This window comes from Chitinophagaceae bacterium (assembly GCA_016717285.1).
In the GTDB taxonomy this organism is placed as follows: domain Bacteria; phylum Bacteroidota; class Bacteroidia; order Chitinophagales; family UBA10324; genus JACCZZ01.
This window is the reverse complement of the sequence record JADKFU010000005.1, coordinates 1,088,045-1,107,206: the sequence shown is the minus strand read 5'-3', so window position 1 is coordinate 1,107,206 and position 19,162 is coordinate 1,088,045. Positions and strand designations below refer to the sequence as shown.

The following is a 19,162-nucleotide window of genomic DNA, read 5'->3' as shown; positions in this document are numbered from 1 at the left end:
TGATCCATCACACACATTCCGGACTTATGTAAATGTTTCTATATTTACGATGCCGGTTCCTCTTTTACTTTCGAACACCATTATTCAATCTTCAGGTCTTCTTACTTTGAATAGTTCCTTGCATTTTCCGCAGTATTCTTTCGCATCGCAATTATTTCAATTGTTGCGGCTCTCCTGTTTTTTCTTTTGGGTACTTACCGGTTGTATCCTGTATGGGTCGGATTGCCTCGGCCAGCAATCGGATGAAGTAGCGTTGATAACCTATAACCTACTCAACTATCCTGATCCGGGAAATATCACAGCAGATACTGCACTTCGAAATCCATACTTCAGAACAATCATCGCTGCAACCAATCCTGATCTTCTTGTTGTAGAAGAAATGAATTCTCAATCGGGAGTGAATGGTTTTTTGACGAAAGTGATGAATGCTTACTCACCCACCTATTTAGCAGCGGCTTTTATTGATGGCCCCGATACCGACAATGGCCTGTTTTATAAATCAGGAAAGTTTGTTTTTGTCAGCAACAAGAAAATAAAAACGGATCTGAGAAACATCAGCGAATTCAAACTGGTACACATTCTTTCAGGAGATACCATCAGAATATATGCAGTACACCTTAAAGCAAGTTCAGGAACAGCAAACGAAATACAACGTGCTCTTGAAGTGGACAGTTTGAGAAAAGTTACCAATGCATTGCCGGCAGGATCAAATTTTATTGTGTGCGGTGATTTTAATTTTTATGCTGCTTCGGAAAGCGGATACCAGAAACTCTTGCAGGTAAATGGCAGCAATGAAGGGCATTTTATCGATCCGATAGCCATGACAGGTTCATGGAACAACAGCAGTTATGCAATTCATCACACCCAATCTACGCGGACGAGATCATTTGGCGGTGGATCAACCGGTGGCATCGATGATCGTTTTGATTTGATTTTATACTCGAAAGCAATCAGTCAGACTGGCGGAGTAACTTATGTAGCAAATTCTCAAACCGGCTATGGAAATGATGGCAATCACTACAACGATTCCATAAACAGGATGCCGAACAACGCGGTTTCCTTGAACGTTGCGAACGCGTTGCACTATGCATCTGATCATTTGCCTGTGATCGGAAAATTTAATTTTCAGTATGGTGGTGCAGCACCTCCGGATGTTGGTGTGCTGGCATTGAATTTACCTGCTTCCTCCATCTGCCCGGTTGCCAATCAAACATTGCAGGTGCAGGTGAAAAATTTCGGAACTGATACTGTAAAATTTCCTTCCCATAATTTACAAGTGATAATAGTAACAACGAATCCTTCCGCGGGTAATCATACATTTTCTAAAACAATCACCACAGGTTCCTTAGCAGGAAATGCTTCTTTCAACATTACATTCGACAGCACCTACAACATGAGTACTGCAGGAACTTATACTTTCAATAGTTATACTGTAATGACTGGTGATGTAAATGCGGCAAACAATGGAATGAGTCCGGCTTCTGTCCTGGTGAATACGAATCCGGCAGTAACCATTTCTCCTGCAGGACCGGTTTCCATCTGCAACGGATCATCTGTTACACTTACTGCAAGCAGCGGCAATAGTTATTTATGGTCTACAGGAGCAACTACACAATCGATAGTTGTTTCAACTGCAGGAAATTATTTTGCGACGGTGACATTATCGACCGGATGTTATTCTACATCCTCACCGGTTGTTGTTTCCAGTATTAGTCAACCCAATGGAAATGTATTTACCGAAACAATGGGAAGTGTAACTACCACTACAGCAATTACCCTTCATGAAACGAACAATGGATTTGATAATGATAACCTCACGCTGTCAGGGACTGCAGACGTGCGGAACACACAAAGTTCGTCCGGAGTTTATGCAGGTGCCTCGGGCGGTGCAAATATTTTTATTACGAATACTGCAAACAGAAATTTTATTATTTCCGGTATCAATACTTCAGGACTGGCTGATCTTCAACTTTCATTCGGAATATTCAAAAGCACAACAGCATCCACAGGTGGAGATTTATTAATTCAGTACAGCAGTGATGGCATAACGTACTCCAATCTTGCTTTCCCCGCTTTACCATCGGGCAGCGGCACTTCCAATTGGTATTACCGTACAGCCAGTGGATCAATTCCTGCTGTTGCTAATCTTTGGATAAAGTTTACTCAAACAGGAACCGTCACGCAATACAGGATTGATGATGTCTTATTAACGTATTCAGGCAATGTTCCGTTAATATCATCCAATGGATCCACAACAATTTGCAATGGAGAAAGCGTGGTGTTGAGTGTTAACATTAATTCAGGTTATTCTTACGCCTGGAAAAAAGACGGAACCATTATTCCGGGTGCAACAAATCAAAATTTATCTGTTAATACAAACGGGTCATATGTGTGCAATGTCAGCAATGCATGCAGTACTGCGAATTCCAATTCAATAACAGTACTGGTCAATAACTGTACTATTACCGTCCATTTAAAATTTTTTATTGAAGGATATTATATTGGTGGAGGAATGATGAAGCCGGTTTTGAGTAATGCAGGAATTGATACAGATCCTGCATCCATACAGGTAGATACAGTAACAATAGAACTGTTTGATGCCGCAACAACCGATCTTCCGGTTGCTTCCTTCAAAACTGTTTTACAGACGGATGGTCTTGCCAATTGTGTTTTCCCCGGAGAATTGTCCGGTAATTCCTATTACATTACCATACATTATAAAAATGCTTTGCAAACATGGAGTGCAGCTCCGGTGCTTATGGACACTTCCGTATTCTATGATTTCTCATCCGGCATAACACAAGCTTTTCCCGATCCTTTTAATCCAAACCCGCAAATGGTTCTTTTTCCTGCTGATGGAGTCTGGGCGATCTATAGCGGAGATATTGATCAGAATGGTTCTATAGATGGCGGAGACTTTAATGCACTGGAACCGGATGTTACCTTACCGGATTTCGGTTATAATATATCTGACATTACAGGTGACGGCATTCCTGATGGACAGGATTATAATTTACTGGAGCCTACTGTGAGTTATGGGTTATTTGTTGCACATCCGTATTGAGAGGGTTGGCCAAATGGTTACATGGCTGAATTGTTAAATTAAACAATTAAACCATCCAACTAACCCGATCACCTGTTCAGGAAATCTTTGAGGTAAACGCGCGCGGGTTTTTGAGATTACACCAATCTGCTAACCCACTTTATATTTCCCTTTACTCTTCCTGATATTGCAGGCCACCACTTTATATTCCGGGCACATGGCTTCACTGTCGCTGATGCTGGAAGTGATGTTGTTGAGCATGATTTCAGGAAAATGAAATGTTGAGCTTAAAATACCCGGCTTCACTTCATCTGTAATCCTGGCTTTGATGTCCACCTTTCCACGAGCAGATTCAACGCATACCATGTCGCCATCCTGAATGAAATGTTTGGAAGCATCTGCTTCATTAATCAATAAAACATCCTCCGTAAGAATATCAGCATTACGTGTACGGCGTGTCATAGCGCCGCAATTGTAATGTTCGAGTTCACGATTGGTAGTGATGATATACGGAAAAGATTTTCCATGCTGTGTGATTTCTGCAGACTCTTTGAAATCGTTGTATACAAATTTTCCTTTGCCTCTTTTGAATGAATCCACATGCAATATCTCTGTGTCATCACCACCGGGAGCTACCGGCCACTGTTTACCATTATCGCCCAACTCATCCCACTTTACACCGGCAAAGAAGGGAACGATCTGCGAGATCTCCTGCAACATTGTATCAGGATCATAGTCAGGTTGCGCATAACCCATCCTGTTCATGATGTCAGCAATAATCTGTCCGTCACATTTTGTTCCTTCTATAGGTTCCACAATTTTATTGACACGCTGAATTCTCCGTTCACCATTGGTAAATGTTCCGCTCTTTTCTAAAAATGAAGCACCAGGCAAAATCACGGTGGCCAATTTTGCAGTTTCAGTCATGAATAATTCCTGCACCACAAACAAATCCAGTTTCTGCAAGGCAGCCACTACATGATGTGTGTTAGGATCTGTCTGCGCCATGTCTTCTCCAATCACCCAAATGGCTTTTAACTTATCGCTTAATGCAGCATCATACATCTGCGGAATTTTATAGCCGAGGTGAATCGGCAATTTCGCATTGTAAAACTCTTCGTATTTTTTATGGTACTCCACATTTGTTACATCAAAATAACCTGCTCCCTGGTGTGGCTGACAACCCATATCAGCGGCACCCTGCACATTGTTTTGTCCGCGTAAAGGATTTACACCAACACCTCTCCTGCCGATGTTTCCGGTGATCATGGCAAGGTCTGCGATCAGCATTACAGTATAGGTTCCCTGAGAATGTTCGGTCACTCCCAATCCGTGAAAGGACATTGCATTCTTTGCAGTAGCATACGTAATAGCGGCTGCTTTTACTTCATTGCGATCAACACCAGTCAATCGCTCCATCTCCTCAATATTCAATGCTAAAATCTGTTGGCTGAATTCATCATATCCTTCCGTACGGGATTGAATAAAGGAAATGTCTTCCAGCTTTTCCTGAATGATGTAATACAACATCATGTTCAGGAGTGCAACATTTGTTCCCGGCCTTAACTGTAAATGATGATCTGCATATTTGGTAAGTTCTGTTTTGCGCGGATCAATGATGATCAGTTTTTTCCCCTTCATCGCTGTCTGCTTCAACTTTGCTCCTGTAACAGGATGTGCATCAGTTGGATTAGCACCGATCACCATCATGCAATCGGTATATTCTAAATCAATGATTGAATTTGTAGCTGCACCGGTTCCAAACGTCCGTTGCATACCTAATGCAGTCGGCGAATGACATACACGCGCGCAACTATCAATATTATTCGTACCGATAACAGCACGGATAAATTTCTGCATGATGTAATTCTCTTCATTGGTACAACGGGCGGAAGAAATACCGGCAATGGCATCAGGGCCAAACTCAGTTTTTATGTGAGTAAGTTTCTCTGCTATAAAATCATACGCCTCCTCCCAGGTCGATTCCACAAATACTCCATCTCTCTTTATCATCGGACTTCTTAATCGATCCGGATGATCATAGAAAGAGAATGCATAACGTCCCTTTAAACAGGTATGCCCGCCATTCGCCGCCGCATCATAAGGCGCCTGAATAGATTTTATTTTTCCACCTTTCACTGCTACTTCGAGGTTGCAGCCAACGCCGCAATACGTACAAACCGTTCTCTCTTTGGTATCAAACACAATTGACTTCGATTCAAAAATATCACTGATAGCAGAAGTCGGACAAGCCTGTGCGCAGGCACCACAACTTACACAGTCACTTTCATTGAAACTTACTTCCTGGCCTTTTACAATGTGACTGTCAAAGCCTCTTCCTGCCATGCTCAGCACAAATTGTCCCTGTATTTCATCGCAGGCACGTACACAGCGAAAACAATTGATGCATTTAGATAAATCTGAAGTCATATAAGGATGACTCAGATCCTTTTTCTTATCCAGATGATTTTTACCTGCCGGATAACGAACATCTCTTACACCAACGCGCGCAGCAACGGTTTGCAATTCGCAGTTGTTGTTTACTTCGCAGGTGAGGCAATCCAAAGGATGATCGGTTAACACCAGTTCAATGATATTTCTGCGAAGACTTTGTATGCGATCAGAATCCGGAAAGATGTAAGAGCCGGGAATTATCGGAGTGTGACAAGCAGCCTGTGCTTTCGCCGGACCATCTTTTACAAGTGCAACATCCACGCTGCAAACCCTGCACGAACCAAAAGGCTCAAGATTAGGCGCATCACATAAAGTGGGCACGGCATCTTTTCCAAAATGCCGGCGCATAAAGGATAAAATTGTTTCGCCTTCCTTCAGGTCATAAGGCTTATTGTTTACATAAGCAACCTGCGAAGTCAAAAAACCATTCTTCACCGTTCCATTCTGCTTGTGTTGAAGCAGTGCTGCTGATTGAGTGATGGTTTCTGTTTTCATCAATTATGCGTTTATGAAAAAAGGTGTCAATTCTTCTTCGAAATAGTGCAGTGCATTGCGCATGGGCAAAGGTAAACCGCCACCCAATGCACACAATGAACCTGCTTCCATCGTGGTAATTAAATCTGTAAATAATTCTTTATCAATTTTATAATCTTCCTGTTGTGCTTTTTGAAGCAACTCATATCCTCGTGTCGCGCCCAATCTGCAGGGGAAACATTTACCGCAACTTTCATGCGCGGTAAATTGAAAGAGGTGCTCCATATATTGTATCAATGGAAAAGTTTTGGGAATGCAAACCACCGACGCATGGCCCAACAGGAATCCGTTTTGCGAAAATGATTCAAAGTCAATCGTCAGGTCATCAATTTTTTCTACAGGTACCAATCCACCCAACGGACCACCGATGTGCATCGCTTTGATTGCTGTTGTAAATCCTTCTCCCATTACATCAATCACATAACGCAAAGATGTTCCCATATCCACTTCATAAATACCGGGACGGTTAAAAAATCCATCCAGTGAAATCAATTTTGTTCCTGTTGATTTTCCCTTTCCAATCGAAGCAAATGCAGCTCCGCTATTTTTTAAGATAAACGGAATACACGCTAATGTTTCCACATTGTTTACTACCGTGGGTTTATTAAACAACCCACGTTGCACAGGATAAGGAGGTCGCACGCGCACTTCCGGACGTTGACCTTCGATGCTGGAAAGCAAAGCAGTTTCTTCACCGCAGATGTAAGCACCTTGAGCAGCAATCACTTTAAATTCAAAATCAAAACCTGAACCTAAAATGTTTTTACCGATGTAGCCTGCTGCTCTTATATCGTCAATTGCTTTCTTCGTGATATGAATGGCTTCAGGGTACTCACCTCTTATATATACCACTCCAACAGAAGCCCCGGCAATAAATCCTGCGATGATCATTCCCAATAAAACGGAATGCGGTTGCTGTTCCAGCAAATACCGGTCGCTATAAGCACCAGGATCACCCTCGTCAGCATTACAGACAATAAATTTCTGTGTGCCTTCTGCTTTTTTGCATGCATCCAATTTAAAGGCAATGGGAAACCCTGCTCCTCCTCTTCCTCTTAATCCCGAAATTTTTAATTCTTCCAGCAATGATTCAGTTGGACTTTCGAGCACAGTTTTTAAAATAGAATAATAACTTTCAATACCCGGAAAGACACCTGTTAGAACCTGCGTACCAAAATGCGCCACCTGGTATTGATCGTTTATAGCAAAAGGTGAACTGTCTACGGACGTATTTCTAAAATCAGTATCAATAGCATTCCCGGAAAAATTCTTTCCGCCAAAATGAAAGGCGCTGTTCTCATGACAGCGGCCCAGGCAACACATCTCTCCGATTTCTTCTTCATTAAAATGATGTCGCAATTTCTCTTTTATAGCATCCTGCGTTCCGGCAGTTAGGCAGGCGCTTCCATTGCAGACATATACTTTCTTTCCTTTGTTTTCAGGTCTCAGAAAATCATAAAAACTCACTGCACCATATACATTCGCTTTGCCCATCACAAAATCTTCGGCGAGTGTTTCTATCTGCTTTTTGGAAAGCGTTCCTTCCGAAGCAGCAGCCAGCCCAAGCTCCTCAAAAAGGCTTTTATGCAAGCCTTTTCTTCCTGATAATTCGCTTAGATTTTTTGACATGGCTACAGCTCGTAATAGAGTGGTTTACAAATGTAAGGTATTTGAGGTTTGTTTTGAAATAGGAGAAGATCAGATATGTCAGCAGCTGTTTTGAAATGAATCAGCATACATACTATGAAGGAAATTTCTGATGGACCTTCTCCAAAGGAGAGCCGCTCGCTCCATGGTCGACATAAAAGTCGATGTACGGGTGATTAATTTCTTCCGGGATATTGGTAAGGATGATGCGGTTCATGAAACTTCAGTGGGGACATCAGTTCATATTTGTTATTGTCACGTTTCTCCATTACAAAATACTCGCAATTGCCCGGATTGGCTACGGTTTCAAATTTCTCCACTGTCCAACGATACCACCGCATCAGGAATACGCGGATAGTCATACCATGGGTTACGATGATGGTGTTTTCAGGAAAGTTATCTTTTTCGAAATCGCGGAAAAGTGTGTCAAAGAAACCACTCACACGATCGTACACATCAGCGCATGATTCTCCATCAGCAAACCGGTAGTAGAATGTTCCGAAAGCATCCCGCTCACTGTCGAGCATTTTATTTGTATCCATACTTCTAAGGTGTCCCCACTCCTGTTCGCGGATACGTGGTTCTTCCCTGATTAAAATCCGGTTGTTGTTAAAACTTTGTAAGATTCCTTCACTGGTCATACGGGTGCGCCAGTGAGGAGAAACATACAGCATGAGACTTTCGCTTCCGATAAGTGTTGCGAGTTTTTTTCCCGCATCAAATGCCTGCTGTATACCTTTTTCACTCAATTCGAGTGCATAGTCGGGGCGCTCCGCGTACACGGAACGGTCAACATTTCCTTTGGATTCACCGTGTCTTATCAGGACTATTCTTTTTGGTTTCATTAACTGAAGATTTGAATTTTTCTACGATGGTTCAATCTGATAATGATTTTCCAAATCTAAAAAGTATGATCCAATGAAGTTAGCATTACTTAATACGGATCACCATAACATTACCTACTGCATCTGGTCAGCATTGAATGTAACTTTAACCAGCAATGCTTCCAACTCACTCAACATCATCGCTGTAGCTCCCCAAACCTTATGACCCTGTATATTGTAATAAGGAGCTTCTATTTGAAAATTGTTAATACCCTTAAATATTGCATTTTCTTTTAAAGAAGGATTCATGATAAGCCTGATGTCAGTTTCAATAATTTCTTTTACTTCAGCATCATTTTTTTTCAGCAACGGTTTTTCATTCAGGTATCCCAAATAGGGTTGAACCATGCTGTTGCTGACCGGAATGAAAAGTCGGGTGAGTGCACCAAGTATCTCCACTTTGCGCTGATCCATTCCTGTTTCCTCCTGTGCTTCACGAAGTGCAGTGGTTTGTAAATCGTTGTCTGCTGTTTCAAATCTTCCTCCGGGAAAACTAACCTGACCACTGTGGGCACCCTGTTCTTCAGGACGAAGCATGAGCAACGTGTATATATTTTCCTGGTAAGGAAACAAACAAATCAATACAGCGCTCGGACGTGGATTTTTATTTGCCAATTGATCATATTCCTCCATCGTTATGCGACGGCCCGGCGCCATTTTAAATTGCGCCGTTTCACCTGGAAGCGGTTGTGATAATTGCTGCTGAAGTTTTTTTATGAAGGATTGGAATTGCATTTCGGGTTTGAAATGTTTAGGTTGTTGTTAGTCCTTAGTCCTTAGTCCTTAGTCCTTAGTCCTTAGTCCTTAGTCCTTAGTCTTTAGTCTTGTTAGAAAATCCTATTTTGTACGTTCAATTTAATTCCTAATTCTACTCAGCTATCACCAAAAAATAATTCTTCTTCCCTTTCTGCAATAAGAGATATCGATCATTGATAAGGTGACTGGTGTTGATTTTTTCTTCGGGAGAAATATTCTTTTTGTTGATGGAAGCACCGTTTCCCTGGATGATTCTTCTTGCATCACTTCGTGACGGGAGAAACTGAGTTTCATCCACCAATAATTTCATCACTTCTAATCCATTTTCTAAAAGTGATCTGCTGATTTTTTTAGTGGGAACACCTTCAAATATTTCTTCAAAATCACGGTCCGTCAGCAGTTGCAACTCTTCACCTGTAGATTGTCCGAACAAAATTTTTGAGGCGCGGATGGCCTGGTTATAATCTTCTGCGGAATGAACCCTGATGGTAATGTCCTTAGCTAATGCCTGCTGCAATAAGCGAAGATGTGGTTCTTTCACATGACTTGCTTCCATCGCTTCAATCTCTTCTTTGTTCATCAATGTAAAAATCCGCAGGTACTTTGCCGCATCTTCATCAGAAACATTCAACCAGAACTGGTAGAATTTATACGGTGAGGTCATTGCAGCATCCAGAAAAACATTTCCCTTTTCTGACTTGCCGAATTTCTTTCCGTCACTTTGCGTAATGAGCGGACTGGTTACCGCAAACACCTCATTGCCTGATTTTCTTCGCGATAATTCAATGCCGGCCGTAATGTTACCCCACTGATCGGAACCTCCCATCTGCAAGGTGCAATCACGGTGACTGTTCAACCAGTAATAATCATATCCCTGCAAAAGCTGGTAAGTAAACTCTGTATAAGAAATCCCGGTTTCAAGCCGGCTTTTAACAGAATCCTTTGCCATCATATAATTCACAGTGAGGTGTTTACCTGCTTCGCGGAGAAATTCCAGCACTGTCATGTCTTTGTACCATTGATAGTTGTTCTCAATTGTCGCTGCATTGACTCCTGTGAAATCAAGAAACTTTCCCAGTTGCAACTTTATCTTTTCTTCATTGGCTCTGATCGTTTCTTCAGACAATAGTTTCCGCTCTTCCGATTTTCCGGAAGGATCTCCAATCATGCCGGTGGCGCCACCAACCAGCGCAATTGGTTTATGGCCCGCTCTCTGAAAATGAGTGAGCAACATGATCTGTACAAGATTGCCAATACCCAACGATGGAGCCGACGGATCGAAGCCAATGTAACCGATACGTGATCCGCTGCTGAGGTGTTCCTCCGTTCCGGGTGTTGTGTCAAAATACAAACCGCGCCATTTCAGCTCTTCTATAAAATTCATGCTTCTGTTTTGCGGTAAAATTAAGAATTGAGAATTGAGAATTGAGCATTAGGAATTAAGAATCAGGAATTGTGAATTGGAGTCAGCACACCGGCTTTGCCGCAACCATTAAGCAATTTAACCATGTAACAATTATCCTTTCAACCTTTGGTCTGCCCGTTTGAACAGTCTTTCTTCAGAAACCAACCGACATCGGTTCGGAATAAAAATTCTATTTTTACAATACCTTTATTGAGAGGGCGTTTATCCAGGATTTCAACCAAAAATTTAGATGAGAAAAACACTGACAATTATTGTGCTACTGCTTTGCTCCTACTCAGGCGCATTTTCTCAGTTTTACAAATACAGCAATGAATTTCTCAGCATTGGAATCGGCGCCCGTGGTTTGTCAATGGCTGGTGCACAAGTGGCTTCTGTGAGAGACGTGACGGCAGGCTTCTGGAACCCAGCCGGATTGGCACTGATTGATAAAAAATTCGATCTCGGACTGATGCATGCAGAATATTTTGCCGGCATCGCCAAGTTTGATTATGCGGCGGTAGCGCTACCGATGCAGGACAAAAACAGGATGCTGGCATTTTCCATCATTCGATTTGGCGTGGATGATATTCCGAATACACTTTTTTTACTGGAGCCCGATGGAAGCGTGAATTACGATAATGTGACTACCTTCTCCGTTGCTGACTATGCAGGACTGATTTCCTATTCACAAAAACTAGGTGTTGAAGGATTAAGGATTGGAGGAAACCTCAAAATCATCCACCGGACTGTCGGATCGTTTGCCTCTTCCTGGGGCGTTGGACTGGATGCAGGCATTCAATATGACTTGAAAAAATGGCACTTCGGTGCGATGGCAAAAGACATTACCACCACATTCAATGCCTGGTCATTTAATTTTACGGAAGAAGAGCAAGCGGTTTTTGCATCCACCCAAAATGTGATTCCGGAAAATTCAGTGGAGCTCACGGCACCAAAAATAATTCTCGGTACTGCCTATAAATTTACTTTGGGAAAAAACATCACGCTATTACCTGAAGTGGATATTGACATCTCTACAGATGGTAAAAGGAATGTGCTTATCAGTGCAAAACCTTTCAGTATCGATCCTCATGCAGGAATTGAAGCAGGTTACAAAGACCTTATTTTTTTAAGGGGCGGAATCGGCAATATCCAAAAGATCACCAACATTGACGGAACGACGAATATGACTGCTCAGCCTAGCATTGGTGTGGGACTGGTAATAAAAAGTATCAGCATTGATTACGCTTTAACAAATCTTGGGAGTCTTTCTTCTTCGCTCTATTCTAACGTATTTTCTCTCAGGATTGCCATTAATGAAAAACCAAGCAAGTCGTAGATGAGAAGACTGATACTCGCATCGTTCTTCCTTTTGATTTCACATTCACTTTACTCCCAGGTTTATGGGAATGAATGGATACAATACAACCAGCCCTATTTCAAATTCCAGATTATTGATGATGGATTTTACAGAATAAATTATTCTGTATTGGCTGCAGCGGGCATTCCGCTTGGCAGTGTAAATGGAAATCAGTTCCAGGTTTTTAATAAAGGTGAAGAAGTGCCTGTCTATACAAGCACAAATGGTTTGTTCGCAGCAAATGATTATATCGAATTTTATGCTGTACACAATGATGGAATGCTTGATTCGGTGTTGTATGCTGATAAAAGCTGGCAGCCCAACAATCACCTTAGTTTGTACAATGATACCGCGACTTATTTTTTGACGTGGAGCAACATGCCCAGCAACAATCATTTTGTACAAACAACAAATAGTATCAGCAATCATCCTCCCAAAGAGTTGTATTGCTGGTATACAGTAGCAGAAGTCTACGGCAAGGAACGATACGCTCCAAATAATTACAGCCATGGTCCTACGGCGCTTTCCGGCCAGGCTTTGTTTAATTCCGATTTTAGTGTCACCGAAGGTTACTCGGGAGATTATTTCAATAAGACTTCAAAGGCCTTATCTCTCAACACACCTTATCCTTATGCAGACGGTCCGACAGGCTCACTTACATCATGGGCAACCAGTTGGGGAAACACAGATCATCGTTTTACCGTCGCTGTGAATGGAAACACCATTTATGATGTGTCGGATTTTGGATATTTGGTTCGTCACTTTTTCCTTCCCCTTCCCGGCAACAATTTACTCACTCATCCCACTACAACAGTTACTTATTCTACAGAACTTACCACTTCCACTACTACTGACTGGGGATCAGTTGGCTGGCTTGATTTTAAATATCCGAGAGAATTCAATTTTGATTTTCAAACACAGGTGCCCTTCAGTTTAAATGCATCAGGCGGAAATCAATACATTGAAATCGGCAATTTCAATTCCAATGGCACTACGCCGGTGTTGTATGATTTCACCAACAAGTTGCGGCTTGAAGCAGTTGTACAAAATGACACACAGAAATTTTTATTGCCGCCGTCTGCAATTGAACGCAGCTTGTGTCTTATTGCTTACGATCCTTCATCGGTGATCAAAGCAGTTGATACATTGCAGGAAATTCATTTCACCAATTTCTTTGATGCAATCAATCAAGGCAACTTCATCATTATTACACATCCTTTTTTCTTCAAAGACAGTATTGGTCATAACTACGTTGAAGATTACAAGAATTATAAAAATGCAAGTGGCTATACTGCCATCGTTGTAAATATCCGTGAACTATACGATCAGTTCGCCTGGGGCATACATGAACATCCTGCTTCCATCCGGCATTTTTCAGATTTCATTCTTGCAAAATGGCCACCGCAAGACAGGCACATTTTTATAATCGGCAAAGCAATCGAGTATGTAAGCATGTGGGAGATTCCGGCTAACAGACCGTATTGTCACGTGCCCACCTTTGGAAATCCGGGCTCTGACGTGCTGCTCACGGCATATGGTTTTTCGCCGGTGCCGCGCATCCCGATAGGAAGACTTGCCTGCCTGAAACCTGAAGAAATCGGCATTTACCTTTCAAAAATGCAATTGTTTGAAAGTGCACAGGCAAGTCCCTTTCAAACAGTGGCTAATAAAGGCTGGATGAAAAATATCATGCACCTCGCCGGAGGATCTAACTCGATAGATCAGGCTGTCTTTCAGGGATACCTGAATAAATACAAATCCATAGCTTCAGACACGATGTACGGCGGTAATATTTATTCATTTTTTAAGACGAGCACCGATCCGATTGAATACATTGTTTCCACCTATCTCGATTCATTGATTTCCAATGGTGTTTCGCTGATTACCTTTTACGGACACTCCTCCTACAATTCATTCGATTTCAATCTTGACAGACCTGAGGAATACAACAACTATGGAAAATATCCTGTAATTCTCACTAATGGTTGCCTGATTGGTAATTTATTTAACACTACACACGGCATAAGCGATGATTTTGTGTTTGCGAAAGACAGAGGCGCCATCGCCTTTCTCGCACCCTCCCAATTTTCTGTTTCCACATCGCTTGATTTGTACAGCACCAACTTCTACAAAAATTTATCTGCTAAATACTACAATCAATCACTCGGAACATTGATTGCGAAAACGATGAGCAACGTGATTGCGCAATCGGGTGCAGACATCGACAGAACTGTTGCAGAACAAATGTTGCTGAATGGAGATCCTTCAATTAAGATCAACACACATCCAAAACCTGATTATGATCTTGAATCGCAATTCGTAAGCTTTGATCCTCCAACTGTGTCTGCAGGACTTGATTCTTTTTTCCTTCAGGTTGTACTGTACAACATCGGTGAAGCCACGAGCGACTCCATATTTATAGATGTAAAACGCACCTTGCCAGGCGGCACCCAGGAATTTCTCTACCACCAACGTATCAGGGCGCCCTATTTTAAAGATACCATCCGGCTTTCCATAAAAACAGAGCCCAATATTTCTTTCGGATTGAACCAGTTTAATATTAAAGTGGATGCCGGCGACAGTATTTCCGCACAAGGGGAGATTGATGAAATATCAGAGCTGAACAATGAAATAACCACCAATCTGTTTATCAGTTCAGATGACATTGTACCTGTTTTTCCCTATGATTATTGTATTATAAGCAGTCAGGATTTGGTACTGAAAGCCGCCACGGTAGATGCTTTTGCTGCGGAAAAACAATATGTATTTCAGATTGATACTACGCAACTTTTCAACAGTGCTTTATTGCAACAGAAAAAAATTATTCAGTCGGGTGGAATTTTAAACTGGAAGCCTGACTTAATCTTAAAAGATAGTACTGTGTATTATTGGCGCACCAGTATTGATACATTGTACAACAACGGTTACCTCTGGCACAATGCCTCTTTCATCTATCTGCCAGGCTCCTCTCCCGGCTGGAACCAGTCGCATTTCTTTCAACTGAAATCTGCTATTCAACCAAATGGAAATATTGAATTACCTGACTCACGCGTGTTTAAATTCAGCGACGATATTAAAACCATCAGCGTGTACGATGCTTTCACTGCTTACATAGGCGGTCCTGTTCCATTGGATGATCCCGGCTACTTTATCAATGGCGTGAGAATGTCCAGGGTGTGGGATTGTATGGGTTATGGAGTTACCATGTTATTTGAAGTGATTGACTCAGCGAATGGATTGCAATGGATGAATCCTAACATTGGAGGTTATCAAGGTCTATACAACAGCATACAATGCAAAGAAACACCCCGTGCTAATTTTTTCTACAACACCTCTTATACTAATGTTGATGTCGGCAATTTCTTAGATACAGTGCCAAATGGCGATTACCTGTTAATGATGTCGGTGAATGATCCGAACATCCGGAACTGGGACAGCACCATGATGAAATATTTCACAGATTTAAATCTTACAAAAATCACTACGATTGATTCTGCAGTGCCTTACGTTGCATTCCTGAAAAAAAATGATCCGTCCTATCCTGTGTATGAAGTGGTGGGTGATACCTTTAACTCCATCATCGACACCGGTTTTGTGATAAAGGGAAACTGGGATCAGGGATTTATGGAATCACCGCTAATCGGACCTGCCGTATCATGGACCTCCCTGCACTGGAAAGCGCATTCGCTGGAAGCAGGAGCAGACAGCATTTCCCTGCAACTAATTGGGGTGAGTAATGATGGCCTTGAAACCGTTCTATCGAATCATGTATCAGCAAATGACACTTTGATTGACGGTATTGATGTTTCTCAATATCCTTATCTGAAGCTGCTCCTGTTTTGCACGGATACTTTAAACCGGACTCCCGTTCAGCTTGATTACTGGCGGATCAACTATCAGCCGGTGCCGGAAGCAGCATTAAATCCGTCGCTGCATTTTTTAATGTCCGATACCATACATCAGTTTTTGCCGCTGCATCTGGATGCTGTGATAGAAAACCTGACACCATGGGACATGGACAGCATGCTGATGAAATTTGAAGTAACCGATGCGACCAACGGAACCCACACTTACATAAAACGGTATGGGCCATTAGCGGGAAATGACACTATTCATGTCACCTATGATTTCAGCACCGGAAGTGATCAGTACGCCGGTATTAATTATTTATTTATTGAAGCGAATCCTGACAACGATCAGCCGGAACAAGCTCATTTTAATAACATAGGCATCATCGATTTCACCGTAACCACCGATAATTTGAATCCGCTGCTGGATGTAACTTTTGATGGCATTCACATTCTTGATGGCGACCTGGTTTCGGCTAAGCCTGAGATAGATATGGTGCTGAAAGATGAAAGCAAATTTCTTGCATTGAATGATACTTCACTCTTTGACATTTATTTATTGTATCCGGATGGAGGAAAGCACAATGTAATCTTCGATCAGTTGACAGCCTTCTTCTATCCTGCTGATTCCTCCAATCTTGCAAAAGATAATTCAGCGCATGTAACATTGAAAAAATATTTCCCCATCGATGGCACCTATCAACTGGTAGTGCAGGGATATGACCGCAGTGGTAATTCATCCGGCAACAATACTTACAGAATATCTTTCAAAGTTATCAATAAGCCGATGATCTCCAATGTGATGAATTATCCTAACCCGTTTACCACTTCCACACGATTTGTGTTTACGCTCACAGGTTCCGAAGTGCCGCAGTTTATGAAAATTGAGATCATGACTATCAGCGGAAGAGTGATCAAAGAAATATTCATGAGTGAACTCGGTGCCATTCATGTTGGAAATAACATTACGGATTATGCCTGGAATGGTACCGATCAGTACGGCGATAAGCTGGCCAACGGTTTGTATTTCTATCGCGTAGATGCAATTCTCAACGGCCAGGATATTGATCACTATGACGTTGGCACCGATCAGTATTTTAAACATGGCATCGGAAAAATGTATCTGATGCGTTGACAAATTCCGAAACGGTCTTGCATCTTGTTTTATAACTGCAGATCATATTTTACCCTGACTCCCCTATCTTTGCCTCACAAAAATTTATTACGCTGTTAAGCAGCATTCACCGTCTAATTTTCTATGGCAAAAATTTCCATAAATATTAAAGAGGCTTCGATTGAAAAAAAAGAGCTGATTGCAGGCATCGATCTCGGTACCACTAATTCATTGATTGCTTTTGTTAACAGGGAAACCGGCCACGCGGAAACCGTAAAGGAAGACGGCGTGCATTCGCTCGTTCCTTCGATCGTGCATTTTGAATCACCTGAAAAATTAGTCGTAGGATCAGCGGCAAGGCAGCATCTGATTTCCGATCCGCAAAACACCATTTATTCCGTAAAGCGATTGATGGGAAAGTCGTATAAAGATGTGAAGGCTCATGAAAGATATTTCGGTTATAAAATTATTGATGAAGACACGGAGCAATTGGTTAAGATTCGTGTCGGTAACATTTTCTACTCTCCCATTGAACTATCCTCTTTCATCTTGAAAGAGCTGAAAGAACGTGCAGAAAAAGTGATGAAGGCAGCAGTAAAGAAAGTAGTGATCACCGTTCCGGCATACTTCAACGATTCACAAAGGCAGGCAACACGCGATGCCGGAAAATTAGCCGGACTGGAAGTGTTACGCATCATCAATGAACCAACGGCAGCTTCACTCGCGTATGGTATTGGATTGAATCCGGACGAAGAAAAAACAATTGCTGTTTATGATCTCGGTGGAGGAACTTTTGATATTTCCATTCTGAAAATTCAGGGCGGAATATTTGAAGTGCTCTCTACACATGGAGATACATTTCTCGGTGGCGATGATTTCGATCGCGCTATTGTAGATTTCTGGCTGAAACAAAATCAGCTATCAGAAAAGGAACTCGTTAGTGATAAATCGTTGAGTCAATCGCTACGTCTTCAGGCGGAAGAAGCCAAAATTTATCTGAGCCAAAACGATAGCTATTCAGGCCATCAAGGCAGCTTCAATTGCAACATCACAAAAACTGAATTCGAAGCAGCAACCAACCACCTTGTTGAAAAAACAATGGTGGCAGTAAAGCATGCATTAAAAGATGCAAAGCTGACGACCAGCGATATTGAAACAATCGTGATGGTGGGCGGAGCTACTCGTATTCCATTGGTAAATCAAACAGTGGCTGCATTCTTCGGCAAGCCCGTTTATGATTCACTAAATCCGGATGAAGTAGTTGCATTGGGAGCGGCGATACAGGCTGATGTATTAGCAGGAAATCAAAAAGATATTTTACTGCTCGATGTCACTCCGCTTTCACTCGGCATCGAAACTATTGGTGAACTGATGGATGTGATTATTCCGCGTAATTCAAAAATTCCAACCAGCGCAGCAAGACAATACACCACTTCTGTTGACGGACAAAAGAATCTGAAAATTGCAGTGTACCAGGGCGAACGTGATGTGGTGAAAGACAATCGTAAGCTGGCAGAATTCATCCTATCAGGAATTCCTGCCATGCCTGCCGGTTTTCCAAAAATTGAAATCAGTTTTATCCTGAATGCTGATGGCATACTAAAAGTGAAAGCAAAGGAATTGCGTAGTGGACTTGAACAAAGCATTGATATCAAACCACAATATGGATTGACAGATGCGGAAGTGGAAAAAATGTTGCTGGATTCTATCACCCATGCAAAAGATGACATGCAGACACGTAGTGTTCAGGAAGCAAAAACAGAAGCGCAACAGGTTTTGCTTTCCGCCGAAAAATTTCTGAAGAGCAATGCCGGTTTCCTTTCTAATGAAGAAGCTGAAGGCATGCGTTCTTTTATGAATGCTCTGAAAGATTCATTGGATAGTGGTGATAAAGATTTTATTCATACCAAAATGGAGGAGCTAAATGAATATTCACAACCCTTTGCACATCGTGTGATGGATAAGGTGATCCTGGATGCTATGAAAGGGAAGAAAGTTTAGTCATTTTTTTTTTGCTCCCTGAGCGTAGCCGAAGGGCGCAAAAAAAAAAAACGCGATCAGTCAAACTTCAAAAATCCGGGCACTTCGGCTCCGCTCAGTGACCGATTTTTTTTGCTCCC

9 protein-coding genes are annotated in these 19,162 nt (G+C 42.0%); 4 read left to right on the top strand and 5 right to left on the bottom strand.

Features of this window, described 5'->3' with window-relative positions:
• Positions 1-49: 49 nt before the first annotated feature.
• Entirely contained in the window at positions 50-3,064 is a 3,015-nt protein-coding gene (locus tag IPO83_14435) for a hypothetical protein (protein MBK9732449.1), read from the top strand.
• A gap of 129 nt (positions 3,065-3,193) precedes the next feature.
• Here IPO83_14435 and fdhF read toward each other — a convergent pair whose 3' ends face one another.
• The 5 genes from fdhF to IPO83_14410 all read right to left on the bottom strand — a co-directional run bounded on the left by fdhF (position 3,194) and on the right by IPO83_14410 (position 10,702).
• Complete coding sequence (fdhF, locus tag IPO83_14430) at positions 3,194-5,992, bottom strand: formate dehydrogenase subunit alpha (GenBank protein MBK9732448.1); 2,799 nt, start codon at positions 5,990-5,992, stop codon at positions 3,194-3,196.
• 3 nt (positions 5,993-5,995) lie between these two features.
• Positions 5,996-7,660: an NAD(P)H-dependent oxidoreductase subunit E gene (locus IPO83_14425; protein MBK9732447.1), complete on the bottom strand. Its 1,665-nt coding sequence runs from the start codon at positions 7,658-7,660 to the stop codon at positions 5,996-5,998.
• A gap of 194 nt (positions 7,661-7,854) precedes the next feature.
• Entirely contained in the window at positions 7,855-8,523 is a 669-nt protein-coding gene (locus IPO83_14420; protein MBK9732446.1) for a phosphoglycerate mutase family protein, read from the bottom strand.
• A 114-nt stretch (positions 8,524-8,637) separates the two neighbouring features.
• Entirely contained in the window at positions 8,638-9,297 is a 660-nt protein-coding gene (locus IPO83_14415; GenBank protein MBK9732445.1) for a CoA pyrophosphatase, read from the bottom strand.
• Between the two features lie 133 nt (positions 9,298-9,430).
• Positions 9,431-10,702, bottom strand: coding sequence for a tyrosine--tRNA ligase (locus tag IPO83_14410; protein ID MBK9732444.1), 1,272 nt, complete (start codon positions 10,700-10,702; stop codon positions 9,431-9,433).
• Between the two features lie 271 nt (positions 10,703-10,973).
• Between IPO83_14410 and IPO83_14405 the strand changes: the two genes are divergently transcribed.
• From IPO83_14405 to hscA, 3 genes are all read left to right on the top strand, one after another.
• Positions 10,974-12,059, top strand: coding sequence for a PorV/PorQ family protein (locus IPO83_14405; GenBank protein ID MBK9732443.1), 1,086 nt, complete (start codon positions 10,974-10,976; stop codon positions 12,057-12,059).
• A complete protein-coding gene (locus IPO83_14400) occupies positions 12,060-17,063 on the top strand; it encodes a hypothetical protein (protein MBK9732442.1) in 5,004 nt (1,667 codons plus the stop codon). It abuts the gene before it with no gap.
• Positions 17,064-17,186: 123 nt separating this feature from the next.
• Complete coding sequence (gene hscA / locus IPO83_14395; protein MBK9732441.1) at positions 17,187-19,043, top strand: Fe-S protein assembly chaperone HscA; 1,857 nt, start codon at positions 17,187-17,189, stop codon at positions 19,041-19,043.
• Positions 19,044-19,162 lie beyond the last annotated feature (119 nt).